Origin of the sequence: Kitasatospora purpeofusca, assembly GCF_034043715.1 — a bacterium.
Classification (GTDB): Bacteria; Actinomycetota; Actinomycetes; order Streptomycetales; family Streptomycetaceae; genus Kitasatospora; species Kitasatospora purpeofusca_A.
In genome coordinates this window covers 1-26,744 of the sequence record NZ_JAXCLC010000020.1, presented here as the reverse complement: position 1 = coordinate 26,744, position 26,744 = coordinate 1, and the positions used below count along the sequence as shown (strand labels likewise).

General features: G+C 74.4%; 25 protein-coding genes and 1 riboswitch. Of the genes, 12 read left to right on the top strand and 13 right to left on the bottom strand.

The annotated features are described in order from the left end of the window. Positions 1 to 286: 286 nt before the first annotated feature. Both SM793_RS12905 and SM793_RS12900 read right to left on the bottom strand, forming a co-directional pair. Positions 287 to 1,039, bottom strand: a complete 753-nt coding sequence (locus SM793_RS12905; protein ID WP_320438279.1) for a methyltransferase domain-containing protein — start codon at positions 1,037 to 1,039, stop codon at positions 287 to 289. A 106-nt stretch (positions 1,040 to 1,145) separates the two neighbouring features. Then, the gene (locus tag SM793_RS12900; RefSeq protein ID WP_320438278.1) at positions 1,146 to 1,739 is read right to left on the bottom strand and encodes an SAV_6107 family HEPN domain-containing protein; all 594 of its coding nucleotides are present in this window, start codon (positions 1,737 to 1,739) and stop codon (positions 1,146 to 1,148) included. A 556-nt stretch (positions 1,740 to 2,295) separates the two neighbouring features. Between SM793_RS12900 and SM793_RS12895 the strand changes: the two genes are divergently transcribed. Both SM793_RS12895 and SM793_RS12890 read left to right on the top strand, forming a co-directional pair. Then, positions 2,296 to 2,931 carry a DUF4126 domain-containing protein gene (locus SM793_RS12895; RefSeq protein ID WP_320438277.1) on the top strand — a complete coding sequence of 212 codons (636 nt, stop codon included), beginning with the start codon at positions 2,296 to 2,298 and terminating at the stop codon, positions 2,929 to 2,931. Positions 2,932 to 2,940: 9 nt separating this feature from the next. Next, entirely contained in the window at positions 2,941 to 4,452 is a 1,512-nt protein-coding gene (locus SM793_RS12890) for an NAD(P)/FAD-dependent oxidoreductase (RefSeq protein ID WP_320438276.1), read from the top strand. 34 nt (positions 4,453 to 4,486) lie between these two features. Here SM793_RS12890 and SM793_RS12885 read toward each other — a convergent pair whose 3' ends face one another. Beyond that, positions 4,487 to 5,488, bottom strand: a complete 1,002-nt coding sequence (locus SM793_RS12885; RefSeq protein WP_320438275.1) for a hypothetical protein — start codon at positions 5,486 to 5,488, stop codon at positions 4,487 to 4,489. A 143-nt stretch (positions 5,489 to 5,631) separates the two neighbouring features. Further along, positions 5,632 to 6,546: a methylenetetrahydrofolate reductase [NAD(P)H] gene (gene metF / locus SM793_RS12880; protein WP_320438274.1), complete on the bottom strand. Its 915-nt coding sequence runs from the start codon at positions 6,544 to 6,546 to the stop codon at positions 5,632 to 5,634. Positions 6,547 to 6,765: 219 nt separating this feature from the next. Between metF and SM793_RS12875 the strand changes: the two genes are divergently transcribed. Beyond that, positions 6,766 to 7,872: a polyprenyl synthetase family protein gene (locus SM793_RS12875; protein WP_320438273.1), complete on the top strand. Its 1,107-nt coding sequence runs from the start codon at positions 6,766 to 6,768 to the stop codon at positions 7,870 to 7,872. Between the two features lie 111 nt (positions 7,873 to 7,983). Here SM793_RS12875 and thiE read toward each other — a convergent pair whose 3' ends face one another. The 3 genes from thiE to SM793_RS12860 are packed head-to-tail and all read right to left on the bottom strand — an operon-like array spanning position 7,984 to position 10,271. Then, positions 7,984 to 8,628, bottom strand: coding sequence for a thiamine phosphate synthase (gene thiE / locus SM793_RS12870; protein WP_320438272.1), 645 nt, complete (start codon positions 8,626 to 8,628; stop codon positions 7,984 to 7,986). Beyond that, a complete protein-coding gene (locus SM793_RS12865; protein ID WP_320438271.1) occupies positions 8,625 to 8,990 on the bottom strand; it encodes an Rv2175c family DNA-binding protein in 366 nt (121 codons plus the stop codon). Before SM793_RS12865 ends, thiE begins: the two co-directional genes overlap by 4 nt. A 54-nt stretch (positions 8,991 to 9,044) precedes the next feature. Continuing rightward, positions 9,045 to 10,271 (bottom strand): FAD-dependent oxidoreductase, encoded by a 1,227-nt coding sequence (locus SM793_RS12860; RefSeq protein ID WP_320438270.1) that lies wholly within the window; start codon positions 10,269 to 10,271, stop codon positions 9,045 to 9,047. Between the two features lie 122 nt (positions 10,272 to 10,393). Continuing rightward, positions 10,394 to 10,506, top strand: a riboswitch (TPP riboswitch). Here SM793_RS12860 and thiO point away from each other — a divergent pair. From thiO to pknB, 4 genes are all read left to right on the top strand, one after another. Further along, entirely contained in the window at positions 10,501 to 11,664 is a 1,164-nt protein-coding gene (gene thiO / locus SM793_RS12855; protein ID WP_320438269.1) for a glycine oxidase ThiO, read from the top strand. Its footprint overlaps the riboswitch before it by 6 nt. Further along, positions 11,661 to 11,894: a sulfur carrier protein ThiS gene (thiS, locus tag SM793_RS12850; RefSeq protein ID WP_320438268.1), complete on the top strand. Its 234-nt coding sequence runs from the start codon at positions 11,661 to 11,663 to the stop codon at positions 11,892 to 11,894. The genes thiO and thiS overlap by 4 nt, the downstream gene beginning before the upstream one ends. Before the next feature lie 3 nt (positions 11,895 to 11,897). Next, positions 11,898 to 12,695: a thiazole synthase gene (locus SM793_RS12845; RefSeq protein ID WP_320438267.1), complete on the top strand. Its 798-nt coding sequence runs from the start codon at positions 11,898 to 11,900 to the stop codon at positions 12,693 to 12,695. Between the two features lie 118 nt (positions 12,696 to 12,813). After that, a complete protein-coding gene (pknB, locus tag SM793_RS12840) occupies positions 12,814 to 14,592 on the top strand; it encodes a Stk1 family PASTA domain-containing Ser/Thr kinase (protein WP_320438352.1) in 1,779 nt (592 codons plus the stop codon). A gap of 75 nt (positions 14,593 to 14,667) precedes the next feature. Here the strand turns inward: pknB and SM793_RS12835 are convergent, their stop codons facing one another. Beyond that, on the bottom strand, positions 14,668 to 15,297 hold the full coding sequence (locus tag SM793_RS12835) for a sulfite oxidase-like oxidoreductase (RefSeq protein WP_320438266.1): 630 nt from the start codon (positions 15,295 to 15,297) through the stop codon (positions 14,668 to 14,670). Between the two features lie 217 nt (positions 15,298 to 15,514). Between SM793_RS12835 and bfr the strand changes: the two genes are divergently transcribed. Continuing rightward, positions 15,515 to 15,994: a bacterioferritin gene (gene bfr / locus SM793_RS12830; RefSeq protein ID WP_045938212.1), complete on the top strand. Its 480-nt coding sequence runs from the start codon at positions 15,515 to 15,517 to the stop codon at positions 15,992 to 15,994. Positions 15,995 to 16,046: 52 nt separating this feature from the next. Here the strand turns inward: bfr and SM793_RS12825 are convergent, their stop codons facing one another. Continuing rightward, positions 16,047 to 16,340, bottom strand: a complete 294-nt coding sequence (locus SM793_RS12825) for a (2Fe-2S)-binding protein (protein ID WP_320438265.1) — start codon at positions 16,338 to 16,340, stop codon at positions 16,047 to 16,049. Positions 16,341 to 16,493: 153 nt separating this feature from the next. Beyond that, positions 16,494 to 17,831, bottom strand: coding sequence for a class II 3-deoxy-7-phosphoheptulonate synthase (locus tag SM793_RS12820; RefSeq protein ID WP_320438264.1), 1,338 nt, complete (start codon positions 17,829 to 17,831; stop codon positions 16,494 to 16,496). Positions 17,832 to 18,151: 320 nt separating this feature from the next. On the opposite strand from SM793_RS12820, the gene SM793_RS12815 reads away from it, so the two are divergent. Then, the gene (locus tag SM793_RS12815; protein ID WP_320438263.1) at positions 18,152 to 20,113 is read left to right on the top strand and encodes an anthranilate synthase family protein; all 1,962 of its coding nucleotides are present in this window, start codon (positions 18,152 to 18,154) and stop codon (positions 20,111 to 20,113) included. A gap of 57 nt (positions 20,114 to 20,170) precedes the next feature. On the opposite strand, the gene SM793_RS12810 is transcribed toward SM793_RS12815, so the two are convergent. The 3 genes from SM793_RS12810 to SM793_RS12800 are packed head-to-tail and all read right to left on the bottom strand — an operon-like array spanning position 20,171 to position 22,980. After that, positions 20,171 to 20,869: a response regulator transcription factor gene (locus SM793_RS12810; RefSeq protein WP_320438262.1), complete on the bottom strand. Its 699-nt coding sequence runs from the start codon at positions 20,867 to 20,869 to the stop codon at positions 20,171 to 20,173. Between the two features lie 25 nt (positions 20,870 to 20,894). Continuing rightward, positions 20,895 to 22,115 (bottom strand): MacS family sensor histidine kinase, encoded by a 1,221-nt coding sequence (gene macS / locus SM793_RS12805; RefSeq protein WP_320438261.1) that lies wholly within the window; start codon positions 22,113 to 22,115, stop codon positions 20,895 to 20,897. 37 nt (positions 22,116 to 22,152) lie between these two features. Next, positions 22,153 to 22,980, bottom strand: coding sequence for a lysophospholipid acyltransferase family protein (locus SM793_RS12800; protein WP_320438351.1), 828 nt, complete (start codon positions 22,978 to 22,980; stop codon positions 22,153 to 22,155). A gap of 286 nt (positions 22,981 to 23,266) precedes the next feature. Between SM793_RS12800 and SM793_RS12795 the strand changes: the two genes are divergently transcribed. The 3 genes from SM793_RS12795 to SM793_RS12785 form a co-directional block, all read left to right on the top strand. Continuing rightward, entirely contained in the window at positions 23,267 to 24,061 is a 795-nt protein-coding gene (locus SM793_RS12795) for an alpha/beta hydrolase (protein ID WP_320438260.1), read from the top strand. 10 nt (positions 24,062 to 24,071) lie between these two features. Beyond that, positions 24,072 to 24,914, top strand: a complete 843-nt coding sequence (locus SM793_RS12790) for a hypothetical protein (RefSeq protein ID WP_320438259.1) — start codon at positions 24,072 to 24,074, stop codon at positions 24,912 to 24,914. A gap of 342 nt (positions 24,915 to 25,256) precedes the next feature. After that, a partial coding sequence (locus SM793_RS12785) for a hypothetical protein (RefSeq protein ID WP_320438258.1) occupies positions 25,257 to 26,744 on the top strand: 1,488 nt, incomplete at its 3' end.

The following is a 26,744-nucleotide window of genomic DNA, read 5'->3' as shown; positions in this document are numbered from 1 at the left end:
CCATATGCCCCGAGCATCCGGCGGTCATGCTTTCCGGCTTTACCCAGATCATACGGTCCACGGGCTCTCGACGGAGTGGTCGACCACGCCTGGGCCCGGCCGCTCCGGCGGCTCCTCGCCGCACCACACTCAACGCGGCGGGGGCCGGACTAGTGCCCGATCCGATGGAATCGGTCCGGACCTGGGGAGATCCCGAGGAGAAGGCGGGGGGACGGGCGGGGGACGCGCCGTCGGTCCGTCGGCGAACGGTGGGGGATCCGTCGGCGAACGGCGGCGGTCCGCCCGGTCAGCCCAGGGTGGCCAGCAGGTGGAGCTGGGTGGCCACGGCGTGGAAGGCCGGCTGCCCGGCGGCGGCCTCCTCCAGCTTGAGCAGCGCCTCCATCGCGCCGGGCTCGGTGTCCACCAGGACGCCGGGGACGAGGTCCGCGAAGACCCGGACGCCGTGCACCGACTCGACTCGCAGGCCGGCCCCGACCGCCAGCCGGTCCAGTTCCTCGCCGGTGAAGCGGCGCGGCATCGGGTCCTGCTCGCCCCAGCGGCCGTCGGCGGCGCCGAGCACCGCGCGGGCCTCGGCGAAGTGGCCGCCGAGCGCCCGGGCGAGCACCGCGCCGTTGCGGTTGGCGGCCAGCAGGCTGACGAAGCCGCCCCGGCGCAGGGTGCCGGCCAGGCTGCCGAGCGCCTCCGCCGGGTCGTCCACGACCTCCAGCACGCCGTGGCAGAGCACCGCGTCGACGGTGCCCGGCGTCACCAGCTCGGGGAGCGTCTGGGTGTCGCCCTGGACGGCGCGGACCAGATCGGTCACGCCGGCCTCGGCCGCCCGGCGCTCCAGTGCGAACAGCGCGTCGGGGCTCGGGTCGACCACGGTGACGCGGTGGCCCAGCCGGGCCACCGGCACGGCGAAGTTGCCGGTGCCGCCACCGGTGTCGACCACGTCGAGCACCGGCTGGTCCAGCTCGGCCACCCGCTTCTCCAGGGCGGCCCGCACCACCTCCCACACCACGGCGGTACGCAGGGCGCTGCGGGGACGCGTCGGGTACAAGGCGAGGCTCCTTGGCACGTGCAGGGTCGATCAGGTTGTCTCCAACCTTAGACCGACCGCTCCCCCTGCCCTTCCCCCCGCCCCGTCCCGATCGGCACCGCTCCGGTCAACCGGCCTCCCGGGTGCCGGCGTCCGGGCCGCTCCCCCCGCCCGCACTCCGCCCGCCCGCGGCGTCCCCGCCCTCGCCGTCCAGCGGCAGCCGCGGGGCGGGCGGAACGGCCCGCAGGCCGAGCAGGCGCTCGACCAGCCGGAGGAACAGGGCGGAGTTGCGGATCAGGTCGTCGGCGTCACGGGCCGAGGCCGCGCCCGTGATGCCCGCCTCGGCGGCGGCCCTGCGGCGCGCGCCCGCGGCGAAGTACGGCGCCCACTCGGCGAGCTCCGGCGCCACCTCGGGCAGGACCTCCCAGGCGCTGCGGATCGCCCGGCGGCGGCGCTCGCTCTTCTCCGGGCGGCCGCGCACGGCGAGCACCGCCGCCACCGTGCGCAGCGCCGCGAGGTGCGCGGCGGCGTACCGCTCCAGCGGGTCGTCCGCCAGGGAGCGGGCGCGGTCGAGGGTGCGGTGGGCCTCGGCCAACAGGTCGAGTCCGGCGGGCGGGGCGGCGAGGCGGCGCAGCACCGGGTCGGCCCCGGTGGCGTCCCCGGGTCGGTGGGCGGCGGAGTGGAGGCGGGCGGTGACGTGCTCAGGGTGACTGATGGTCATGGTCTCCCCCGTTCCGAGGCAGCGCGCGGGCCGGGTGGTCCGTGCTCCTCCATCGTGAACGGCACCACTGACAATTCGGCCCGGCGGCGATTCGGCCCGGTGACGATCCGGCCCGGTGGCGGCCCGGCCGCGCCCGCCGGACGCCGAAGCGCCGTCCCCCACGGACGGCGCTTCGGAACTCCCGGTCCCCCCGGAGGTGCCGGTCCCCCCTGACCCGCACCGCCGCCCCGTGCCGGCGGTGCGCGGTCTCCGACCGGCTCCGGGGCGGACACCCCCTCGACACGCGTCCGCCGGTCCCCCGTGACCGCCGGACGCCGATCGTCCGCCCCCCGGGCCGGCGGCGCCCGACGCGCCGCGGTCCCGGTGCCACCACTGTGACGTCTCCGCAGGTCGCGGGGCATCCGTGCAGGTACTCAATCGCCCGTCTGAGTATCCGTACTCAGATCGGCGGGGCGGGAACCGCGGGCCCCGGCCGCGGCGTCCCGGTACGGTACGGCGAGGCCGGACCGAAGACCGGACCGGACCGGACCACGAGCAGGAAACGGACGGGGAACCGATGACGATCGTCCCGCTGATCTTCACCAGCGGACTGGCGAGCGGGATCAACGCGTACGCGGTGGTCCTGCTGCTCGGCCTGCTGGGCCGGTTCGGCGGGGCCGACTCGGTGCCGCCGGCCCTGGAGCGCACCGATGTGCTGATCGCGGCCACCGTGCTCTTCCTGCTGGAGGCGGTGGCCGACAAGATCCCGTACGTGGACACCGTCTGGGACGCCGTCCACACCGTGATCCGCCCGATCGCCGGCGCCACCGTCGGCGCGCTGATCGCCGCCGCCGCCACCGACCCGGGTTCGCTGGGCGAGGTCGCGGCGGGCGCGATGGGCGGCACGACGGCCCTGGTCAGCCATCTGGTGAAGGCCTCGCTCCGGATGGCGGTGAACACCTCGCCCGAGCCGGCCAGCAACATCGTGGTCTCGCTGGCCGAGGACTTCTCGGTGGCGGGCCTGGTCACCCTGGCGATCTTCCACCCCTGGCTGGCCGCCTCGATCTCCGCCGTGCTGCTGCTGGTCGGCCTGCTGCTGGTGTGGTTCGCGGTCAACCGGATCCGCGCCTTCCGCGCCCGCCGCCGCGAACGCCGCGCCGCCCGCGCCGCCGCCGGACGCCCGGTGGCGGAGGAGGTCCCGTACCGCGCCTAGGATCGAGCCATGGCACGGATCGTCATCATCGGCGCAGGAATGAGCGGCCTCGCGGTGGCCTCGCGGCTGGCGACCCTCGGGCACAAGGTGACGGTCTGCGAGGCACGCGACACCTACGGCGGGATGGTCGGCCGCTACGAGCGGGACGGCTTCGCCTTCGACACCGGCCCCGGCCTGCTCACCCTGCCCGCCGTCTACCGCGACCTCGCGCTGAAGACCGGGCGCGAGCCGCTGGAGGAGCTGGTGCGGCTGCGCCCGGTCGATCCGGAGAGCCGGCACCTGTTCCCCGACGGCACGGCGGTCTCCCTCCCCAACGCCTCCCGGGGCGGGGTGGTCCAGGCCCTGGACGAGGCTTTCGGCCCCGGCGCCGGGGAGCGGTGGGCCACCGTGCTCAACCACGGCCGCACGGTCTGGGAGGCGACCCGCCGCCCGCTGCTGGAGGAGCCGCTGCCGGCCGACCCCACGGCGCTGCACACCGATCCGTACCCGGTGCCGGGCGCGGCCCCGGCCCGGCGCGGCCTGTTCGGCCGGCGGCGCGGCCCGCGCCGGTGGACGCTCGCCGACGTCGCCGCGGAGGAACTCGGCGGCCACCCCGGGCTGACCGCCCTGCTGCACGAGCACGCGCTGCGGTTCGGCCTCGATCCGCGCACCGCCCCCGCCGGGGCCACCGTGCTGCCGTACATGGAGCAGTCCTTCGGCGTCTGGTACGTCGAGGGCGGCCTGCGTGCCCTGGCCGACGCCTTCTTCCGCCGCTGCGAGCAGCGCAAGGTGGAGTTCCGGTTCGGGACGCCGGTCGCCCGGGTGGTCGTCGAGGACGGCCGGGTGACCGGCGTGCAGACCAAGGGCGACCGGATCGACGCCGACCTGGTGGTCTCCTCGATCGACGCGCGGGTGCTGCACACCCAGTGGATGGGCCCGGCCGAGAGTTCGGACGAGTGGCCCGCCTCGGCGTCCCGGCTGCACGGCGTCCCCGGGCGGGTCGCGATGCTGTTGGCGCTGCGCGGCGAACGCCCGGCGGGCACCGCGCACCGCACGGTCGTGCACGCCGCCGACCCGGCCGCCGAGTTGGCGGGGGTGTTCGACGGGGCGGTGCCGATGGACGGCCGACCGACCGTCCAGGTGCTGCGGCCTGACGACCCCTCGCTGCACCCGGCGGGCCACGAGGCCGTGGTGCTGACCGCGACCACTCCGTCGCTCGACTTCGACTGGGGCGTTCCCGGTGTCCCGGAGGCCTTCGCCGACCGGATGCTCGACCAGGTCGACGCGGCCGGGCTGGGCCTGCGCGAGCGGATGCTCTGGCGGGTGGTCCGCACCCCGGAGCACACCGAGCGCGAGACCGGCTCCTTCTTCGGCTCCGTCCCGCCGCCGGCCCTGGCCGGCCTCGACGGCGACCTCCTCCAGGCCCCGAACGAGGACCACCCGGGCCTCTACCTCACCGGCGGCGGCGCCCACCCCGGCGGCGGGCTGGCCCGGGTCGGCATGTCGGCCTGCATCGTGGCCAACCTCATCGGCCCGGCCTGAGCCGCCCCACCGGCGCCGGGCGGGAGGGAGCGGCCTAGCCCTGGTGCTGCTGCCAGGTGGGCTGCTGCTGGTAGCCGTACTGGTCGTACTGCGGCTGCTGGGGGATGCCGGTGGCGTGCTGCTGGTCGGGCTGCTGCTGGGCCTGCCACTGCTGCTGCTGTTGCTGGTGCTGCTGGTCGTAGCCGTACTGGCCGGCGTGCTGCTGCCCCGGGTCGTGCTGCGGGTCGTGCTGCTGCTCGTGCGGCTGGGGCTGCTGCTGGTAGGCCGCGTAGGGGTCCGGCTGCTGCTGGTAGCCGCCGTACGGGTCCTGCTGCTGGTAGCCGCCGTAGCCCTGGTCGTAGCCGAACACCGGCTGCTGCTGGGCCTGCCACTGCTGCTGCTGTTGCTGTTGCTGCTGCTGGTCGTAGCCGTACTGGCCGGTGTGCTGCTGCGCCGGGTCGTAGCCGCCCTGGTACGCCTCCGCGTAGGCGTCCTGCTGGGGCGCCGCCTGGACGTTCTCGACCGCGTGGAGCACCTCGGTCTGCTGCTGCTCGTAGTAGGCGGCGGCGTAGACCCCGTCGGCGGCCAGTTCCTGCATCTGGAAGGCGGCGGTCTGCTCGACGGGTGCCTCCTCCGGCGTCCGGGGCGTGCTGTCCGCGACCGGTCCGGCCTCCTCGACGGCGCCGACCTCGCCGACCCGCTCCGCCGCGGCCACGGTCGCGACGGCCACCGCGCCGCCACCGGTGATCGCGCCGAGCAGCGGCACCTTGGCGAGCGGCCCGGGCAGGCTCCCGTCCGCGCGGCGCAGCGACCAGCCGCCCGCGTAGCCGCGCTTGACCGAGAGCGTCACGAAGGTCTGGCCGACCGCGAACATCGCGGCGCCCCCGCCGATCACCGGGACCGAGCCCATCGCCATGCCGCCGGCCACCGCGAGGAAGCCGACCAGGGCCAGGCCGCGCCAGTGCAGCGGGGCCCGGTTCTGGAACAGCAGCTCGGCGACCAGCCAGAGCGCCACCACCGCCAACGCGGCGTACAGCAGCAGGTATCCGATCCCCATCCCGCCCGCTACCTCCAGTCGCGTGCCCGCGCCCGCCGCGCGTGTGCCGCGACTGTACCCGTTCAACGGCCCGGGTACCGCATCGCGTTCCCACCCGTCGGGCGTACCGGGAAGGGCGCCCCGAAGGGTCGGAAGCGCGCAGCTCAGCGCTGGTGCAGACCGAGGTTCTGGTAGATCTCCAGGGTCGCGGTCGAGTGGTTCAGGGTGATGAAGTGCAGGCCGGGGGCACCCTCGGCGAGCAGCCGCTCGGACATCGCGGTGGCGTGCTCCATCCCGACCTCGCGCAGCGCCACCGGGTCGTCGATGACCGCGCGCAGCCCGGCCTCCAGCTCGGCCGGGAAGGGCGCGCCGCTCAGCTGGGGGAACCGCTCCAGCTGCCGGGCGTTGGTGACCGGCATGATCTCCGGGATGATCGGCGTCTCGCAGCCGGCGGCCGTCACCCGGTCGCGCAGCCGCAGGTAGTCGTCGACCTCGAAGAACATCTGGGTGATGGCGTAGTCGGCCCCGGAGCGGATCTTCGCGACGAAGTGCCGGATGTCCTCGTCCCAGTCGGTCGACCTCGGGTGCATGTTGGGCGAGGCCGCCACTCCGACGCAGAAGTCGCCGATGCCCTTGATCAGCTCGACCAGCTCGTACGCGTAGGTGACGCCCTCCGGGTGGCTGACCCACTCGCCCATCGGGTCGCCGGGCGGGTCGCCGCGCACCGCGAGGACGTTCCGGACGCCCTGGTCGGCGTACTGGCCGATGATGTTGCGCAGTTCCGCGACCGAGTGGTCGACGGCGGTCAGGTGGGCGACCGGGGTGAGCGTGGTCTCGGTGGCGATCCGGCCGACCATGTTCACCGTGCGCTCCCGCGAGGAGCCGCCGGCGCCGTAGGTCATGCAGACGAAGTTGGGGTCGAGCGGTTCGAGCCGCCGGATGGCGTCCCAGAGCCTCTGCTCGCCGACCTCGGTGCGTGGCGGCATGAACTCGAAGGAGAAGGACCGCTTTCCGGCCGCCAGCAGGTCGCGGACGGTCTGTGCGCGGTCCGGTCTGGTCGAAGCGATACCGAGTGCCATGGTGGCAGGTTAGCCGTCGGCGGAAGGGCGCGGACAACTCCGTCCCATGTTCTGAGACGCCGGATGGACCAACGGCGAACCCCGGACGGACGGCGCCGGTGCCCGGTGCGACGCCCGCGTGAACAGCGCCTCGCCCGCCCGGCCGAAACTCGCCCGTACGGCTGTTCTCCTCCGCCCCGGATACCCTTGCTGCACCCCAGCTACCTCCGGAGCCCCATCGTGACCTCGTCCAGCCTGCGGCCGGCCAACCCCATTGACATGGAGGACGTGCGCGAGCGCGTCAACGCCGCCCTCGTCGGCTTCATGGACGGCCAGTCGGCCCTGCTCAGCAAGGTCTCGCCGCAGCTGGACCCGGTCACCGACGCGCTGCGCGACTTCCTGCTGGACGGCGGCAAGCGGCTCCGCCCGGCCTTCTGCTACTGGGGCTGGCGCGGCGCCGGAGGCCCGGCGAAGAGCGAGGGGATCACCCGGGCGGCGGCGGCGCTGGAACTGCTTCAGGCCAGCGCCCTGGTCCACGACGACCTCATGGACCGCAGCGACACCCGGCGCGGCCTGCCCTCCGTGCACCGCCGCTTCGAGGCCCTGCACCGCGCCCGGGGGTGGCGCGGCGACCGCGAGCAGTACGGCGCCTCGGCCGCGGTGCTGCTCGGCGACCTGCTGCTGATCTGGTGCGACGAGCTGTTCCTGAACTCCGGCCTGGACCCGGACGCGGTGCTGGCCGCCAAGCCGATGTTCGACCTGATGCGCACCGAGGTCATGGTGGGCCAGTACCTGGACGTGCTGGAGCCGGTCGCCGGGGACTCCACCGACGGCGGCGCGCTGGAGCGGGCGCAGACCGTCCTGCACTACAAATCGGCCAAGTACACGATCGAGCGGCCGCTCCAGGTCGGCGCGCTGCTCGCGGGTGCCGGGACCGGGCTGGTGGAGGCGTACGGGGCGTTCGGCCTGCCGCTGGGCGAGGCGTTCCAGCTGCGGGACGACCTGCTCGGCGTGTTCGGCGACCCGGCGGTCACCGGCAAGCCGGCCGGCGACGACCTGCGCGAGGGCAAGCGGACGCTGCTGGTCGCGCACGCCATGCGGGGGCTGCCGGCCGCCGAGGCCCGCCGGCTGGACGAGCGGCTGGGCGCTCCCGACCTGACGCCCGCCGAGGTCGCCGGGCTGCGCGAGCTGGTGGCCCGCAGCGGGGCGCCGGAACGGGTGGAGCAGCGGATCGACGAGCTGCTGCGCCGGTCGCTGCGGGCGCTGGAGGCGGCCCCGCTGGCGGACGGGCAGGCCCGGGCGGCCCTGCTGGCGCTGGCCGAGGCCGCCACCGTCCGCAAGTACTGAGCCGGACGACGACGGCCCCGAACGACGTCGAGGACCTCGAAGACCTCCAAGACCTCGGAAGGCCCAGCGGATCCAGGCCCCGGAAGCCCCGGGAGTCGCCGGAGTCCGGGGTCAGACGGCGCGCAGCCGCCGGGCGAACTCGGCGGCCGCCGCGCCCGGGTCCTCGGCCGCGGTGATGGCCCGGACGACCACCACCCGGCGGGCCCCGGCGGCCAGCACCTCGTCCAGGTTGCCGAGGTCGATGCCGCCGATGGCGAACCAAGGCCGCCCGGTGGACAGCTTCGCCGCGTACTCGACCAGGCCGAGGCCCGGCGCGAAGCGGCCCGGCTTGGTCGGGGTCGGCCAGACCGGACCGGTGCAGAAGTAGTCGACGCCCGGCTCGACGGCCGCCGCGTCCACCTCCGCCTCGGCGTGGCAGGAGCGCCCGATCAGCACGTCCTCACCGAGGATCGCGCGGGCGGCCGGCACCGGCAGGTCGTCCTGCCCGAGGTGCAGCACGTCCGGGCCGGCCGCGTGGGCGACATCGGCCCGGTCGTTGACCGCGAGCAGCTTGCCGTGCCGGCGGCAGGCGTCGGCGAAGACCTCCAGCGCGGCCAGCTCCTGCTTGGCCTCCAGGCCCTTGTCCCGGAGCTGGACGATGTCCACGCCGCCGGCCAGCGCCGCGTCCAGGAACCCGGCCAGGTCGCCCTGCTCGCGCCGGGCGTCGGTGCACAGGTACAGCCGGGCCTCGGCGAGTCGTCCGCGCCGGTCCGTCACCACGCCATCGCCTGGGCCCGCCGCTTGACCTCGGTGGCCCGGTTCTCGCAGAGCGCCTGCACCGGGGTGCCGGGCAGCGACGGGTCCTCGGTGAACATCCACACCAGGATCTCGTCGTCCTTGAAGCCGCTGTCGCGCAGCACCGTCACCGTGCCGATCAGGTGCTTCACCGGGCCGGTGTCGTCGATGAACGCCGCCGGGACCTGCAGCGACTTGTTGGGGCCGCGGCGGACGGCGATCAGCTCACCCTTCTTGACCATGTTGCGGATCTCGGTGATCACCACACCCCACCGCTCGGAGATGTCGGGCAGGTAGAGCCACGCGGGGACCAGGGATTCAATCTTGGCTTCGATCTCACTCACCCCTCCAGACTGCCACCTCCGCGGCCCCCCGCGCACCAATCGGCCTCCCGGCGGCTACCCGGCGAGCGCGGACTTCAGCGGAACGGCCGGGTCGGCCGCCCGGGCCGGGTCCAGTACGGCGCCGCGCTCGACCAGTCGCCTGCCCTGGGTCAGGTCGCGCGGCCGGTCCACCGCGAGCAGCGCCCGCAGGACGCCGCCGCGCAGCCACAGCACCGACCATTCGGCGTCGTCCGGCGAGCCGCGCCACAGCAGTTCGTCGTCCGCGGCGTGCCGTCCGGCGTACTGCACCATCCGCCCGAACTGCTCCGACCAGAAGTACTGCACCGGGTCGTACGGCGGTGCGTCCGCTCCGAGCAGGGAGACGGCGGCGGCCTCGCCGGACCGCAGCGCGTGGTCCCAGTGCTGGACGGTCAGCCGGGTGCCGGAACGCGCCGACGGGTAGCCGACGCAGTCTCCGGCCGCGAGGACGCCCGGCACGGTGGTGCGCAGCCGCTCGTCCACCAGGACGGCGCCCGCCGGGTCCAGCGCGACGCCGGTGCCGGCCAGCCAGCCGGTGGCCGGGCGGGCTCCGATGCCGACCACGACCTCGTCCGCGGGCAGCCGCGAGCCGTCGGCGAGCAGCACCGCGCCCGGTTCGACGGCGGCCACACCGGTGCCGCAGCGCAGTTCGATCCCGGCCTGCGCGTACCAGGCGGCCATCGCCCGGCCGACCTCGGTGGGCAGCGCGCCGGGGACGGGCGCCGGCCCGGCCTCGACCACGGTCACCCGGCAGCCGGCCGCCCGGGCGGCGGTGGCCACCTCGGCGCCGATCCAGCCCGCCCCGACGAGCACCAGGCGCAGGCCGGGGCGGAGCAGGTCGCGCAGCGCCAGCGCGTCGTCCAGGGTGTGCAGCAGGTGGGCCCGCTCGGCGCCGGGCAGGACACGCGGTTCGGAGCCGGTGGCGATCACCAGCGCGTCGTACCGGACGTCCCCGGCGTCGGTGTGCAGCGTGCCGGCCCCGCCGGGGCCGCCGGGGGTGAGCCCGGTGGCGCGGCGGCCGGTGAGCAGTTCGACGTCGAGCTGCCCGAAGTCGAGGTCGAGGGCGGTGCTGTCGGCCTTGCCGAGCAGGACGTCCTTGGAGAGCGGCGGCCGGTCGTAGGGCGCGTGCGGCTCCTCGCCGACCAGTGTGATCCGCCCCTCCCAGCCGTCCCGCCGCAGCACCGCGGCGCACTGCGCCCCGGCCAGCCCGGCGCCGACCACGACCACCCGGTCCGTCTGTCCCGTCCCGCTCGACTCAGCCACGTCCGTCACTGTACTGAGCCCGGTCGCAGGCCCTCGGACCTAGGACCCGTCTTCGAACCCGCGCCTGCGGTCCGGCCGCTCGCGGGCACCTTCAGCGGCCCGACCCCCCGGAGTTAAGGTGGGAGCACCATCACGGGAGCCCGGCGAACCGGGCTGAGAGGCGGGCTGGCACGGCCCGCGACCGTCCGAACCTGATCCGGGTCATACCGGCGAAGGGAGAGCAGCGACTTTGACACGCTTGGCATCGGGCGACCGCGCCGAGGTGCTGGTGGTCGGCGGCGGGATCATCGGGCTGGTGGTCGCCTGGCAGGCGGCCCGGCGGGGCCTCGGGGTCACCGTGCTGGACCCGGCCCCCGGCGGCGGCGCCGCCCAGGTCGCGGCGGGCATGCTCGCCCCGGTCACCGAACTCCAGTACGGCGAGGAGCCCCTGCTCCGCCTCGGCATGGCCTCCAACGCGCGCTGGGCGGCCTTCGCCGCCGAACTCACCGAGGCGAGCGGCGGCCTGGACACCGGCTACCGGCAGTGCGGCACCCTCGCCGTCGCCCTGGACTCCGACGACCGCGAGGAACTGCGCGAACTGCACGCCTTCCACCGGCGGCTCGGCCTGGACTCGCAGTGGCTCACCGGCCGCGAGGCCCGGCGGCTGGAGCCGATGCTCGCTCCCGGCGTACGCGGCGGACTGCACGTCACCGACGACCACCAGGTGGACGGCCGCAGGCTGGCCGCCGCCCTGGTCCGGGCCTGCGAGCGGGCCGGCGCGGTACTGCGCCGCGCCGAGGCCGCCGAGCTGCTGGTCGAGGGCGGCCGGGCGGCCGGCGTCCGGCTCGCCGACGGCACGGCCCTCACCGCCGGGCAGGTCGTGCTCGCGGCCGGCTCGCGCAGCCACCTGCTGGCCGGTCTGCCCCCCGGCGTGCTGCCGGCGATCCGCCCGGTCAAGGGCCAGGTGCTGCGGCTGCGGGTGCCGGCCGCCTACCGGCCGTTCCTGTCCCGCAACGTCCGCGCCGTCGTCCGCGGCGGCCACATCTACCTGGTGCCGCGCGCCGACGGAGAACTGGTGATCGGCGCGACCACCGAGGAGCAGGGCCACGACACCACGGTCACCGCCGGCGGCGTCTACGAGCTGCTGCGCGACGCGCACGAGCTGGTGCCCGGCATCACCGAACTGCCGCTGGTGGAGACCGGCGCCGGGCTGCGGCCCGGCTCGCCGGACAACGCGCCGCTGCTCGGCCCGACCGCCCTGCCCGGCCTGGTCGCCGCGACCGGCCACTACCGCAACGGCGTGCTGCTGACGCCCGTCACCGGCGACCTCCTCGCCGAGTACCTGGCCACCGGCGACCTGCCGGAGCTCGCCCGCCCGTTCTCCCCCCACCGATTCACGAAGGTCCCGGCATGAGCCCCCGCACCAGCGAGATCCCCCCGAACCTCCGGCTGAGCGTCAACGGCGAGCCGCGCGAGGTACCCGCCTCGACCACCCTGGCCGAGGTGGTCGCCACCCTCAGCGAGGCCCACTCCGGGGTCGCCGCCGCCCTCAACGAGACCGTGGTGCCGCGCACCCGGTGGCCGCTCACCGCGCTGTCCGCGGGTGACCGGATCGAAATCCTCACCGCCGTCCAGGGGGGCTGACCGATGGCCGACGACCTTCTCACCATCGCCGGGGCGTCCTTCTCCTCCCGGCTGATCATGGGCACCGGCGGCGCCCCCAGCCTGGAGGTCCTGGAGCAGGCCCTCCAGGTGTCCGGCACCCAGCTGACCACGGTGGCGATGCGCCGGGTCGACGCCGCCACCCAGGGCTCGGTGCTCGACGTCCTGACCCGCAACGGCATCCGCGTCCTGCCCAACACGGCGGGCTGCTTCACCGCCGGCGAGGCCGTGCTGACCGCCCGGCTGGCCCGCGAGGCGCTCGGCACCGACTGGGTGAAGCTCGAGGTGATCGCCGACGAGCGGACCCTGCTGCCGGACCCGATCGAGCTGCTGGACGCCGCCGAGACCCTGGTCGACGACGGCTTCACGGTGCTGCCGTACACCAACGACGACCCGGTGCTGGCCCGCAAGCTGGAGGACGTCGGCTGCGCGGCGATCATGCCGCTGGGCTCGCCGATCGGCTCCGGCCTGGGCATCCGCAATCCGCACAACTTCCAGCTGATCGTGGAGGGCGCCGGGGTCCCGGTGATCCTGGACGCGGGCGCCGGCACCGCCTCGGACGTCGCGCTGGCGATGGAGCTGGGCTGCGCCGCGGTGATGCTGGCCTCCGCGGTCACCCGGGCCCAGGAGCCGGTGCTGATGGCCGACGCGATGCGGCACGCCGCCGAGGCCGGCCGGCTCGCGTACCGGGCCGGCCGGATCCCGCGCCGCTTCCACGCCGAGGCCTCCTCCGCGATGGCCGGCCGCGCGGCCCTGGACACCCGCGAGCGGCCGGCGTTCTAGCGGCTGTCCGACTGCGGTCGCACGTCGGTCCGGTGTCACAGACCGGGCACAGTGCGGCTCCGGGGGCGGTGTCCCCCGGAGCCGCCGACCGCCCCCGCACTAGACTCGCCGGGTGGACATGGCTTTGCGCGACCCCCTGATCGGTGCCCTGCTCGACGGCCGGTACCGGGTCGAGCGGCGGATCGCCGCCGGCGGGATGTCCACCGTGTACCGGGGCACCGACACCCGGCTCGACCGGGTCGTCGCACTCAAGGTGATGCACCCCTCGCTGGCCGGGGACACCGCGTTCACCACCCGTTTCATCCGCGAGGCCAAGGCCGTCGCCCGGCTCGCCCACCCCAACGTGGTCAACGTCTTCGACCAGGGGGCGGACGGCGGCCATGTCTTCCTCGCCATGGAGTACGTGCCCGGACGCACCCTGCGCGACCTGCTGAACGACCGCGGCGCGCTCTCCATCCGGGCCGCGCTGGACATCCTGGAGCCGGTGCTCGCCGCGCTCGGTGCCGCCCACCGGGCCGGGCTGGTGCACCGCGACGTCAAGCCCGAGAACGTCCTGATCACCGACGACGGCCTGGTCAAGGTCGCCGACTTCGGCCTGGTCAGGGTGCTGGACGCCGCCGACGGCGCGGCCTCCTCCAGCACCTCGACCACCGACACCGTGCTCGGCACCGTCTCCTACCTGGCGCCCGAACAGATCCACCCCGGCGCCGAGACCGACCGGCGGGTGGACGTCTACGCGGCCGGCATCCTGCTGTACGAGATGCTCACCGGCGCCCGTCCGCACACCGGCGAGAACCCGGTCCAGGTGATGTACCGGCATCTGCACGAGGACGTCCCGCCGCCGTCCGCGACCGTGCCCGGTGTGGTGCCCGAACTGGACGCGATAGTGGCCGGGGCCTGCGCCCGCGACCGCGACCTGCGCCCGTACGACGCGGTGGAACTGCTCGCCGCGCTCCAGCGGGTCCGCCGCGGGCTCACCCCGGCCCAGCTGGACGCCGAGCCGCCCGCCTCCACCCGCCCCAGCCCCCGGTACCCGACCGGCGAGGCGACCTCGGTCCTCACCCCGGTGGCCCCGGTGGCCCCGGTCGAGCGCACCAGCGTGCTGGACGTGCCCCCGGACGTCATGGAGCAGTTGCTCACCGAGCCCCGTCCGTACGACGAGCCGCCGCCGGTCCGGACACGCCGCGCCCGCCGGTCCGGGTCCACCCGACGGCGGCTGCCGCGCAAGCCGCTGATCTGGGCGGCCGTGCTCACCGCCCTGGTGCTGCTGGTCGGCGGGGCGACGTACGCGATCTCGGGCGCCGTGTACGGCACGGTGCCGGGCGTGCTCGGCAAGGACCGGGCCGAGGCGGAGCGGATCCTCGACGCCGCCGGCATGCACGGGCGGATCACCGAGGTCTACAGCGAGTCCGTCCCGGCCGGCCAGGTGGTCGCGGCCGACCCGGGGGTCGGCACCCGGTCCCGGAAGAGCGACATCGTGACGCTCACCGTCTCGCGCGGGCCGAAACGGATCGCCGTACCGGACCTGGCCGGCAAGCCGTCCGCGCAGGCCGCCTCGACGCTGGAGGGGGTGCGGCTGGCGGCCGGCACGGTGACCACGACGTTCAGCGACACCGTGCCGGAGGGCTCGGTGATCAGCAGCTCGCCCGCCGCCGGGGAGCAGGTGGCGGAGAACACCCCGGTGGCGCTGGTGGTCAGCAAGGGCATGGTGGCGGTCCCGGACGTGACCGGGATGAGCAAGGAGGCCGCGGAGAAGGCGCTCCAGGCGGCCGGGTTCGCCATGCAGAGCAGCGGGGTCAACCTGTTCGGCACCGGCAAGGTGACCGGTCAGTCCCCGTCGGCCGGTGAGCGCAGGCCGCAGCGCACCGTGGTGACGGTCACCTTCCCGTTCTTCTAGGAGTCACCCCGACCGGACGCCCTTCGAGGAGTCGCCCCGATCGGACCCCGCCGGCGCCGGGCCGGACGCCGCGCCCTAGCGGAGCGGGCCGTCCCCCGGCTCCTCCTGGTGGGAGTACCGCTGCTCGCGCCACGGATCGGCCCGGTTGTGGTAGCCGCGCTCCTCCCAGAAGCCGCGCCGGTCGGCCCGCATGTACTCGACCGCCCGGACCCATTTGGGCCCCTTCCAGGCGTACAGCCGGGGGACGACCAGTCGGACCGGGAAGCCGTGCTCGGCGGTGATCGTCTCGCCGTTGCGGTGGGTGGCGAGCAGGGTGTCGGGGGCGGCGAAGTCCGCGAGCCGCAGATTGGCGCTGTAGCCGTACTCGGCCCAGACCATGACGTGGGTGACGTCCCGGTCCGGCGGTACCAGGTCGAGCAGCAGGCCCGCGGCCACCCCGGTCCAGTCACTGTCGAGCACCGAGAAGCGGGTGACGCAGTGCAGGTCGGCCCGGACGGTGGTGCGGGGCAGGGCGTTGAAGCCGTCGAAGTCCCAGCTGTGCTTCTCGGCCGAGGCGGTGGCGCCGAACACCTGGAGATCCCAGGTCAGGGGCTTGAACCGGGGTACCGGTCCGTAGTGCAGGGCGGGCCAGCCGCGTTGGACCCGCTGGCCCGGCGGGAGTCGGGGGTCAGACGGCGACGACGGTTCTTGTTCGGACTGACCCATGGATCCATGGTGACAGACGGCGGGCGGCGGGCCGCGCGCGCCCCTTTGCCACCTCGCACGCCCCGCTCGTACGGCTCAAGATCCTGGCAAATCGGATATTCCGACACATGTCCTAGTGAGTGTGAACTTACTGGAATTTCTTCCCGTACCGGTGCCAGGATGCGTGCAGCCGGAGGGTAACGGCCGTGTCCCGCACGCAGAGCAGGAAGGCAACGCCATGAAGGGCGACACCGAGGTCATCGAGTTCCTCAACGAACAGCTCACCGCCGAGCTGACCGCCATCAACCAGTACTTCCTGCACGCCAAGATGCAGGAGAACTTCGGCTGGACGAAGCTCGCCAAGTACACCCGGCACGAGTCCTTCGACGAGATGAAGCACGCCGAGGTGCTCACCGACCGGATCCTCTTCCTCGACGGGCTGCCCAACTACCAGCGGCTGTTCCACGTCCGGATCGGCCAGACGGTCAAGGAGATGTTCGAGGCGGACCGGCAGGTCGAGGTGGAGGCGATCGACCGGCTCAAGCGCGGGATCGTGGTGATGCGCGCCAAGAACGACGTCACCTCGGCGAACATCTTCGAATCGATCCTGGCGGACGAGGAGCACCACATCGACTACCTCGACACCCAGCTCGAACTGCTGGAGAAGCTCGGGGAGGCGCTCTACCTCGCGCAGCTGATCGAGCAGCCGGAGTCCTGACCGGGGCCGGAGCCCCGAGCGGGACCGGGTGCCGTGACCCGCGGGCCGGGGCTCAGGCGACGCGCAGCACCGCCACCGGCGCTGCCGACGACGCCACCGGCGCCGGTGCCGGGTCCGACTCGGACTCGGCACCCGGGTCGGCCAGCCCCAGCTTGGCGGCCAGCCGGACGGTCGGGCAGGGCCGGGCACCGTACTCGCCGAGCAGGGCCTGGATGCGCCGGACACAGGAGCCGCAGTCGGTGCCGGCCTTGCAGCCCTTGGCGATCCGGCGCGGGGTGTCGGCCCCCGCGTCGATCGCCCGCTTCACCTGGTCCTCGGTAACCGCATGGCACATGCACACGTACATCGCGGACTCTCCCGGGCGCGAACGAGTGGATCTTGACTAAGGCTTGCCTTAGTTCACTAAGCCTCACCTTACCTGTCGATCCGGGCACGCAAAAGCCTCTCCGGCCGGGGAAAACCCCAGGCCGGAGAGGCTTCGCTCACATTCGGGACGGTGTCAGCTGGTGCCGCGGTACATCTCGGCGACCAGGAACGCCAGGTCCAGCGACTGGCTACGGTTGAGCCGCGGGTCGCAGGCCGTCTCGTAGCGCTGGTGCAGGTCGTCGACCATCACCTCGTCGCCGCCGCCGACGCACTCGGTGACGTCGTCGCCGGTCAGCTCCACGTGGATGCCGCCCGGGTGGGTGCCGAGCGCCCGGTGCACCTCGAAGAAGCCCTTGACCTCGTCGAGCACGTCGTCGAAGCGGCGGGTCTTGTGACCACTGGACGCCTCGAAGGTGTTGCCGTGCATCGGGTCGCAGATCCAGACCGGCTGCGCGCCCGAGGCGGTGACCTTCTCCACCAGGGTCGGCAGGGCGTCGCGGACCTTGCCCGCGCCCATCCGGGTGATGAAGGTGAGCCGGCCGGGCTCGCGCTCCGGGTCCAGCTTCTCGATCAGGGTGAGCGCCTCGTCGACCGTGGTGGTCGGGCCGAGCTTCACACCGATCGGGTTGCGGATCCTGGAGGCGAACTCGATGTGCGCGTGGTCCAGCTGGCGGGTGCGCTCGCCGATCCACACCATGTGGCCGGAGACGTCGTACAGCTCGCCGGTGCGCGAGTCCACCCGGGTCAGCGCGGTCTCGTAGTCCAGGACCAGCGCCTCGTGGGACGAGAAGAACTCGACCGTCCGGAACTCCTCCGGCGCGACACCGCAGGCGTTCATGAACGCCAGCGCGTTGTCGATCTCACGGGCCAGCTGCTCGTAGCGCTGACCGGCCGGCGAGTTGCGCACGAAGTCCTGGTTCCAGGCGTGCACCTGGCGCAGGTCCGCGTAGCCGCCGGTGGTGAAGGCACGCACCAGGTTGAGCGTCGCGGCGGACGCGTTGTACATCCGCTTCAGCCGCTCCGGGTCCGGGATCCGGGACTCGGGGGTGAACTCGAAGCCGTTCACCGAGTCGCCCCGGTAGACCGGCAGGGTCACGCCGTCGCGGGTCTCGGTCGACTTCGAGCGCGGCTTGGAGTACTGCCCGGCGATCCGGCCGACCTTCACCACCGGCACCGAGGCCGCGTAGGTGAGCACGGCCGCCATCTGCAGCAGGGTCTTGAGCTTGTTGCGGATGTGCTCCGCCGACACGCCGTCGAAGGCCTCGGCACAGTCACCGCCCTGCAGCAGGAACGCCTCACCACGGGCCACGGCACCGAGTCGGGCGCGCAGCTGGTCGCACTCGCCGGCGAAGACGAGCGGCGGATACGAGGCGAGGTCCGCAAGGGTCTTGCGCAGAGCCTCTTGGTCCGGCCATTCGGGCTGCTGCGCCGCGGGCAGGGTTTGCCAGGTGTGGGGATTCGTCACGGTCACGCGGTCAAGGCTACGGGGTGGGGCAACCGAATTGTGACCACTGCCCGAGGGATGAGACACCTTGCGGACACTTGCGGACAATCGGGTGACGGGCCTCACGGCCGCCCGGGGATCCGCTACGCTCGGTCCCGTGAACACGCCGCACACCCGATCCTGGTGGTGGGCCTACCCTCCGGGTGGCCCACAGTCAGCGCGTTCCTAGACGCACACGACGGCCGCCCCCCGGGGCGGCCGTCGGCGTTCCACCAGCCGGTCGGCAGCCTCCCGGAGCGGAAACCCACCCCGCCGCAGAAGCCATCCCCGGAAGGAACGCCGCCACCGTGACCAGTGCCGCCGACCTGCTCGCCCGCCTCACCGCCGCCGACGCACCGGCCTTCGCCCTGCTGCACCGCCGCACGCCCCGCACCGCACCGGACACCGTCGAGATCCTGCTCGGCACCGTCGGCAGCCACGACCGGCTGGCCGACCTGCCGGTCCGCCACGGCGTCCCCGCCGACGGCCCCGTCCACGACCTGCTGGCCCTCGTCCCCTACCGGCAGATCCGCGAACGCGGCTTCGAGGCCCACGACGACGGCACCCCGCTGCGGGCCCTCTCGGTCACCGAGCAGTACGCCCTGCCGCTGGCCGAGGTCACCGCCGCGCTGCCGCGGCTGCCGGTCGCCCTGGCCGACGGCGGCTTCGACATCGACGACGCCGAGTACGCCGCGATCGTCCGCCGGGTGATCGAGGACGAGATCGGCCGCGGCGAGGGCGCCAACTTCGTCATCCGCCGCGACTTCACCGCGACGCTCGAGGCCCCCGGCGGAGCCGGTGCGGGCGGATGCCCGCCCGCGCTGGCCCTGACCCTGTTCCGGCGGCTGCTGGAACAGGAACGCGGCGCCTACTGGACCTTCCTGGTGCACACCGGCGACCGGGTGCTCGTCGGCGCCTCCCCCGAGGTGCACGTCCGGCAGAGCGGCGGGACGGTCGTGATGAACCCGATCTCCGGCACCTACCGCTATCCCGCCGCCGGCTCCGACCTGGACTCGCTGATCTCCTTCCTCCACGACCCCAAGGAGCTGGAGGAGCTGACCATGGTGGTCGACGAGGAACTCAAGATGATGTGCACCGTCGGCGACCTCGGCGGCCAGGTGCTCGGCCCCCGGCTCAAGGAGATGTCCCACCTCGCGCACACCGAGTACGAGCTGCGCGGACGCACCTCGCTGGACGTCCGCGAGGTGCTGAAGGAGACCATGTTCGCCGCCACCGTCACCGGCAGCCCGGTGCAGAACGCCACCCGGGTGGTCAAGCGGTACGAGCGCGGCGGCCGCGGCTACTACTCCGGCGCGCTCGCCCTGATCGGCCGCTCGGCCAGCGGCGGCCAGCTGCTGGACTCCCCGATCTGCATCCGCACCGCCGACATCGACCCGGCCACCGGCCGGCTCGCCGTCCGGGTCGGTGCCACCCTCGTCCGCCACTCCGACCCGGAGAGCGAGGTCGCCGAGACCCACGCCAAGGCCGCCGGGGTGCTCACCGCGATCGGCGCCCGCCCGGCCCCCGCCCGGACGGCCGGCCGCAACAGCCCGCGGCTCGCCGACAACCACCGCGTCCAGGCCGCGCTGGACGCCCGCCGGGCCGGCCTCGCCCCGTTCTGGCTGCGGATGCAGCAGCCGGCCCGGATCACGGAGGAGCTGGAGACCCTCGTCGTCGACGGCGAGGACACCTTCACCGCGATGCTCGGCCACCTGCTGACCTCGCTCGGCCACCGGGTCACGGTGGCCCGGTTCGACGAGCCGGGCCTGCGCGAGCGGGTCGCCGCCCACCCCGGCGCGCTGGTGCTCGGCCCCGGCCCGGGCGACCCGGCCGCCGACGACGACCCCAAGATGGCCGTGCTGCGCCCGATCGTCACCGACGCGCTGGCCGCCGTCCGGGCCGGCCGCCGCACCGCCCCGCTGCTCGCCGTCTGCCTCAGCCACCAGCTGCTGTCCGGCGCGCTCGGGCTGCCGCTGGTCCGCAAGGCGGTGCCGTACCAGGGCGCACAGGAGAGCGTGGACCTCTTCGGCGAGCAGCGGACGGTCGGCTTCTACAACACCTTCACGGCGCGCTGCACCGACGCCGACGCCGCCGGGCTGGCCGCCGCGGGCGTGGAGGTGGCCCGGGACCCGCTGACCGGGGACGTGCACGCGCTGCGCGGACCGGGCTTCGCCGGGCTGCAGTTCCACCCCGAGTCGGTACTCACCAGGGACGGGGTGGAGATCGTCGCCGGGCTGCTGCGCGGAGCGGTGGCCGGCGTCCCGCGCTGAGCCGCGGCGGCCTCCGAGGACGGACCGGGCGGGGTGTCCGCACACCCCGCCCGGGCGTCACACCGCGTCGTCCAGCCCCTGCTCGATCGCGAACCTGACCAGCTCGACCCGGTTGTGCAGCTGGAGCTTGCCCAGGGTGTTCTGGACGTGGTTCTGCACCGTGCGGTGGGAGAGCACCAGCCGATCGGCGATCTGCTTGTACGACAGCCCCTTGGCGACCATCCGCAGCACCTCGGTCTCCCGGGCGGTCAGCTGCGGGACGACCGGCGCGGCCGGGGCGGGCGGCTCGGCCGCCAGCCGGCGGAACTCGCCGAGCACCAGCCCGGCCAGGCCGGGGGTGAACACCGCGTCGCCGACGGCGGTGCGGCGCACCGCGTCCAGCAGTTCCTCCCGCCCGGCCGACTTGACCAGGTAGCCGGTCGCACCCGACTTCACCGCCTCCAGCACGTCCGCGTGCTCACCGCTCGCGGACAGCACCAGGACCCGCGCCGACGGGTCGTGCCCGACCACCTGGCGGCAGACCTCGGCGCCGGACAGGCCGGGCAGGTTGAGGTCGAGCACCACGACCTGCGGGGAGCAGGCGCGGGCCCGGCGGACGGCCTCCTCGCCGTCCCCGGCGGTGGCCACCACGTCCAGCCCGGCCTCGGCGAGGTCACGGGAGACGGCGTCGCGCCACATCGGGTGGTCGTCCACCACCATCACCCGCACCGGCCGGCCGACGGCCGCCTGCTGATCGGTCGACAGGTCGGTGGTCATACGCGGAACCCTTTCGCGGGAGGTGTCACAGGAGGCCGGCCGGAGTGCCGGACGCGGCGCGCGGGACCCTGAGCTCCACCTCGACGCCCTCCCCGGGCGCCGAGTACAGCTCCGCGGTGCCGCCGAGGTCCAGCAGCCGGCCCCGGATCGACTGGGAGACGCCGAGCCGCCCGGCCCGCTCCGCCTCGCCGAGCCGCCCGGGTGCGAAGCCGGGACCGTCGTCGCGGACCGAGACGGTGACGGCCTCCGGCTCGTCCTCGACCAGGATCCAGGCCCGCGCCCCGGGCCCGGCGTGCCGGCGGACATTGTCCACCGCGGCGCCGACGGCGGCGGCCAGCTCGGCGGCGGTCCGCCCGGGCAGCAGCACCGGGGTGCCGGGGGCCGAGACGGTCACCCGCTCGTCCGTGTAAGGGGTGAGCAGGGTGCGGACGTCCTGCGGCTGCTCCGGGGCGCGCTGCTGGGGCAGCGGTCCGCCGCTCATCAGCGCGCGCAGGGCGCGCTCCTGCTCGCCGGCCAGCCGCCCCAGCTCGGTGAGGTCGGCGCCGCCGGCCGGGGCCCCGGTGCCCCGGCGCTGGACGAGCGCGAGCACCTGCAGCACCCCGTCGTGGATGTCCCGGGAGAGCCGCTCCCGCTCCCGGGTCGCCGCCTCGATCTGGAGCGCCCGGGTGAGCGTCGCCTCACTGGCCCGGGCCAGTTCGATCACATAGCCGATCGCGCAGCCGGCCACCATCAGCAGCACGATGTTGTGGAGGTTGTCGCCGGTCGCGCCGCCGTGGCCGAGGATGTTGGCCACCCCGATCACCGAGCCGGCCGCCGCCGCCCAGCGCCAGCCGCCCCGGCCGGCGAAGCCGAGCACGGTGCCGGCCGCCCAGATGGTGGGCAGGGTCGGGGCGCCGTCGCTGATCCGGGACGGGTCGTCGACCAGGCCGCTCATCACGATGCCGGTGACCACGAGCGTGAGATCGGTGGCGAGGACGTACCAGGTGCAGCGCAGCGGGCCGGAGAAGGCCCGGGTGGAGGCGAGCGTCCAGAGGGTGAGCGCGCCGAGGTAGATCCAGCCCGCGACGGGGTGCAGGAACTCCAGGTAGGAGTCGAAGTAGCGGAGCAGCGCGTAGCACAGGGCCAGCACCCGGAAGAAGGAGATCGCCCGCCAGAGCGGCAGTTCGACGGACATGCCGCCCGCCGCCACCGCCGCGCCGACCGTGCCCGGTCGCGCCGCCGCCCCGGCTCTGCCGCCGTCCGTCATCCCCGTCGCCCTCCCCCGGCGCAGGGTCGGCCCCGTCTCAGGCCGACCCGGTGTCCTTCTGCTGCTCCTGCTCGGCCTTCTCCAGCTTCTCCGCCTCGGCCTTCTCCAGCCTCTCCGCCTCGGCCTTCTCGGCCTTGGCGGCGGCCTGCTCGGCCTTCTGCACGGCCTTGCGCTCGGCGTCGGCCTTCTTCTTGTCGTCGGCCAGCTGCCGCTTGGCGGCGGTCGCGTAGATGTCCACGTACTCCTGGCCGGACAGCCGCATGATCTCGTACATCACCTCGTCCGTCACCGAACGGAGGATGAAGCGGTCGTTCTCCATGCCGTGGTAGCGGGAGAAGTCCAGCGGGCGGCCGATCCGGATGCCCGGGCGGATGCCGAAGTTCGGGACCACCTGGCCGGGCGGCTGCACCTTCTCGGTGTCGATCATCGCGACCGGGATGACCGGCGCGCCGGTGGCCAGGGCGACGCGGGCCAGGCCGCCGACCTTGCCCCGGTAGAGCTTGCCGTCGGGCGAGCGGGTGCCCTCCGGGTAGACGCCGAACAGCTCGCCCCGGTCCAGCACGGCGATCGCCGAGCGGATCGCCGCCTCCCCGGCGCCGCGCACGCCCGAGCGGTCGACCGGGAGCTGGCCGACGCCCTTGAAGAAGGCGGCGGTCAGCCGGCCCTTGATGCCCGGCGTGGTGAAGTACTCGGCCTTGGCGATGAAGGTCACCCGGCGCTTGATCAGCGCGGGGAAGAAGAAGGAGTCCGAGAACGAGAGGTGGTTGCTCGCGATGATCGCGGCACCCTCGGTGGGGATGTTCTCCTCACCCTCGATCCACGGCCGGAAGAAGATCCGAAGCAGTGGCGCGACGATCATCTTCATCAGTCGGTAGAACAACCCGGGCCTCCTGTATTGCGGACCGGTCGATCCTAATGCCCTTCGGCGTCCGTCCGTGCCCCGCCCCGCCCCGGCGGGGTGTTCCGGGGGCGGGGCGGCCCGGTGGCCGGCGGGGGTGTACGGGGCGGGCGGGCACGTGGGACGATGCGAATTCCGCAGCCTCCGGTGCCGGCCGGTCCCCGGACGCCCCCGCACGTCCAGCGCGTACCGCTCGCACCAGCGCCACCTCCAGCGCCACCCTCCAGCGTCCTCGCCCGCGAAGGAGCCCGCCATGTCGCTGCTGCCCGGCGCCGAACCGTACCGCCACCGGGGCGGGCCGGTGGGCGTCCTGCTCTGCCACGGGTTCACCGGCTCCCCGCAGTCGCTGCGGCCGTGGGCCGAGGACCTGGCCCGGGCCGGGTACACGGTCGGACTGCCGGTGCTGCCGGGCCACGGCACCCGCTGGCAGGACATGCAGCTCACCCGCTGGGAGGACTGGTACGCCGAGGTCGAGCGGGAGTTGCTCGCGCTGGCCGAACAGTGCGAGCGGGTCTTCATCTTCGGGCTGTCGATGGGCGGCGGGCTGGCGCTGCGGCTGGCCTCCGTGCACGGTCCGGGGATCGCCGGGCTGGTGCTGGTCAACCCGTCGGTGCGGTCGGACAACCCCGCGAGTGTCATTCTGCCGGTGCTGCGGCACCTGGTGCCGAGCGTGCCCGGGGTCGCCAACGACATCGCCCGGCCCGGCGCGGACGAGCTGGCCTACGACCGCACCCCGCTGCACGCCGCCTGGTCGCTGGCCCGGCTGTGGAAGGACGTCCAGGCCCGGCTGCCCCGGGTGACCCAGCCGGTGCTGCTGTTCCGCAGCCCGCAGGACCACGTGGTCTCCGCCGCCAACTCCGAGCTGGTGCTGGCCCGGATATCCTCGACCGATGTGACGGAGCGGCTGTGCCAGCGCAGCTACCACGTCGCGACGCTGGACCACGACGCGGGGGAAATATTCGCGGCCGCCCAGGACTTCATCCGACGGTTGGCTCCCGCGCACGCGGCGGGCGTCATCCCGGTGAAATCCGACCACCACCAAGGCTGAAGGGCCGGAAGTGCACGAGAGCAGCACGGCGGGCGGCGAGGACGACGCGCCCCGCGAGGACGGTGCGACCACGGGCGGCGCGCGGCCGGGCGCCGGGCGGGCCGACGGCGAGCAGACGGGCCGGGGCCCGGCCGGGGGCGCGGCGGCCCCGGCGACGGGCGGCGAGGCGACGGCGGCCGGCACGTCCGGGTCGGGCCAGGGACCCGCGTCCGGTCCGGGCTCGGTTTCCGGCTCCGGCCCGGTTTCCGGCGCCGGTGACGCCCCGGTGCCGGGCGAGGGCGGCGGGGCGGCCGAGCCGTCCCGGACGCGGCGCGCGCCCGAGCGCAGCCAGGCCGAGCAGGACGAGATCTTCGCCGCGCTGGTCGCCCAGTTCGACGACCCGGTGGACCTCAACAACCCCGACTGGCCCGAGGTCGAGAACCTCCGGGCACGCGGCGAGCTCAAGGGCTTCAAGGACCCCTCCGGCGCCGACCGGCTCCCCGGCGAGCCCGGCGACCTCTCCGACCTGGCGCCCCAGCCGCGCCCCCGCTCCGGCCGGCCGGTGATGCCGGCCGCCGGCTCCGCCGGGCCGCGCGACTTCGAGCTGTCCGAGGAGACCGACGAGGGCCACTTCGTCCCGCCGGAGCCGCCGCCGCTGCCCGAGGCCGACACCACCGCCAAGTTCGCCTGGCTGGCGGTGCTCGGCGGGCCGGCGCTGCTGCTCTTCGACGCGGTGGTCTGGCGCGAGGTCTCCGGCTGGCCGGCCTGGGTCGGGGTGGCCTCCTTCCTCGGTGGTTTCGCCACCCTGGTGGTCCGGATGAAGGACCGCGACGAGGACGAGCCCGAGGACCCGCACGGCGGCGCCGTCGTCTGACCCCTCCGACTCCCGTGCCCCGGGCCGTGCCCGGGGCTCCGTCCGACGGCCTCCCGGGCACCGCCCGGGAGGCCGTCGGCGTGTCGGCCCGGTGCCGCGGTCACTCCCCGGGGTGGAGTTCGGCGGCCAGTGGGTGCAGCGGCGCCCGGACCTGCCGGGCCACGGCGGGGGGCGAGCCGAAGCTGTGTGCCGACGCCCCGGGACCGGAACGCCCCTCGCGCACGAGGGGGCCGCCGGGGGCGGCGGGTGCGCGGTGCACCCGTGAGGCGACGCCGCCGCCGTGAGGACCTCGGTACGAGGACCACCGGACCAGGGGTCGGCATGACGACGAGGAGACTCGAAGTGGACCGTTTGCCCACGTCCCAGTCCAAGGCCAAGTCCAAATCCGGGCTCAGGTCCGAGTCCAAATCCGGGCTCAGGTCCGAGTCCAGGTCCGGGCTCAGGTCCGGCGCGTGGCCGGGATCCGGTCGGCTAGGCGCTGCGGCGGCCGCCGGCCTGCTGCTCGCCCTCGCGGTCCCCGGAGCGGCACTCGCCGCACCCGGCGACCTCGATCCGGCCTTCGGCACCGGCGGGAGGACGACCACCGACTTCGGCGGCGGGTCCGACGAGGCCCGTGGAGTCGTCGTCCAGGCGGACGGCCGGATCGTCGTGGCCGGCTACGCGGGCGCCGGCGACGACTTCGCCCTGGCCCGGTACAACGCCGACGGCTCGCCGGACACCGGCTTCGGAACCGGCGGCAAGGTGACGACGGACTTCGCCGGCGGCTCGGACGAGGCCCGCGGTCTCGCCCTCCAGGCCGACGGCAGGATCGTGGCGGTCGGGCGCAGCGAGGTGCCCGGGGGCGGCGTCGGCTGGTTCTCGGTGGCCCGGTACAACACCGACGGCTCGCTGGACACCGGCTTCGGAACCGGCGGCAAGGTGATCGTCGACTTCGGCTCCGGCGGCGCCGACGACGCGTTCGGCGCGGCGGTGCAGGGTGACGGGCGGATCGTCGTCGCGGGTCTGACGGGGGGTGACTTCGCGCTGGCCCGGCTCGGTTCCGACGGCACCCTCGACAGCGGCTTCGACTCCGACGGCAAGGTCACCACCGACTTCGACGGCGGTGCCGACGCGGCCCGCGCCGTGGCGGTGCAGGGCGACGGGAGGATCGTCGCCGCCGGATACACCGGCAACGGCGCCGGCAACTACGACTTCGCCCTCGCCCGCTACACCGCGAGCGGCGCCCTCGACACCGGTTTCAGCAGCGACGGCAAGGTCGCCACCACGTTCGGCGGCGTGGAGTTCGCCCACGCGGTGGCCCTGCAGCCCGACGGGAAGATCGTCGCCGCCGGGTACACCGGCAGCGATTTCGCCCTGGCCCGCTACAACAGCGCCGGCAACCTCGACGGCGGCTTCGACACCGACGGCAAGGTCACCACCGACTTCGGCGGCAGCGAGATCGCCTACGGCGTCGCGGTGCAGTCCGGCGGCGCGATCGTCGCCGTCGGCTCCACGGTGTCGGGCGGCGCCAGTGACTTCGCGCTCGCCCGCTACACCGCGAGCGGCGCCCTCGACAGCGGTTTCAGCGGCGACGGCCGGACCACCACCGACTTCGGCGGGGGCTTCGACCAGGCGCTCGGCACCGCCGTCCAGGCGGACGGCCGGATCCTCGCGGCCGGCTTCAGCGACGGCGACGCCGCCCTCGCCCGCTACGACGGCGCGGCCGGCACTCCGGCCGGGGTGGACCTCTCGGTCACCAAGACCGGTCCCGCCACCGTCACCGCCGGCGCCCAGGCGGCGTACACGGTGACGGTCACCAACAACAGCGCCACGGCCGCCACCGGGGTGACG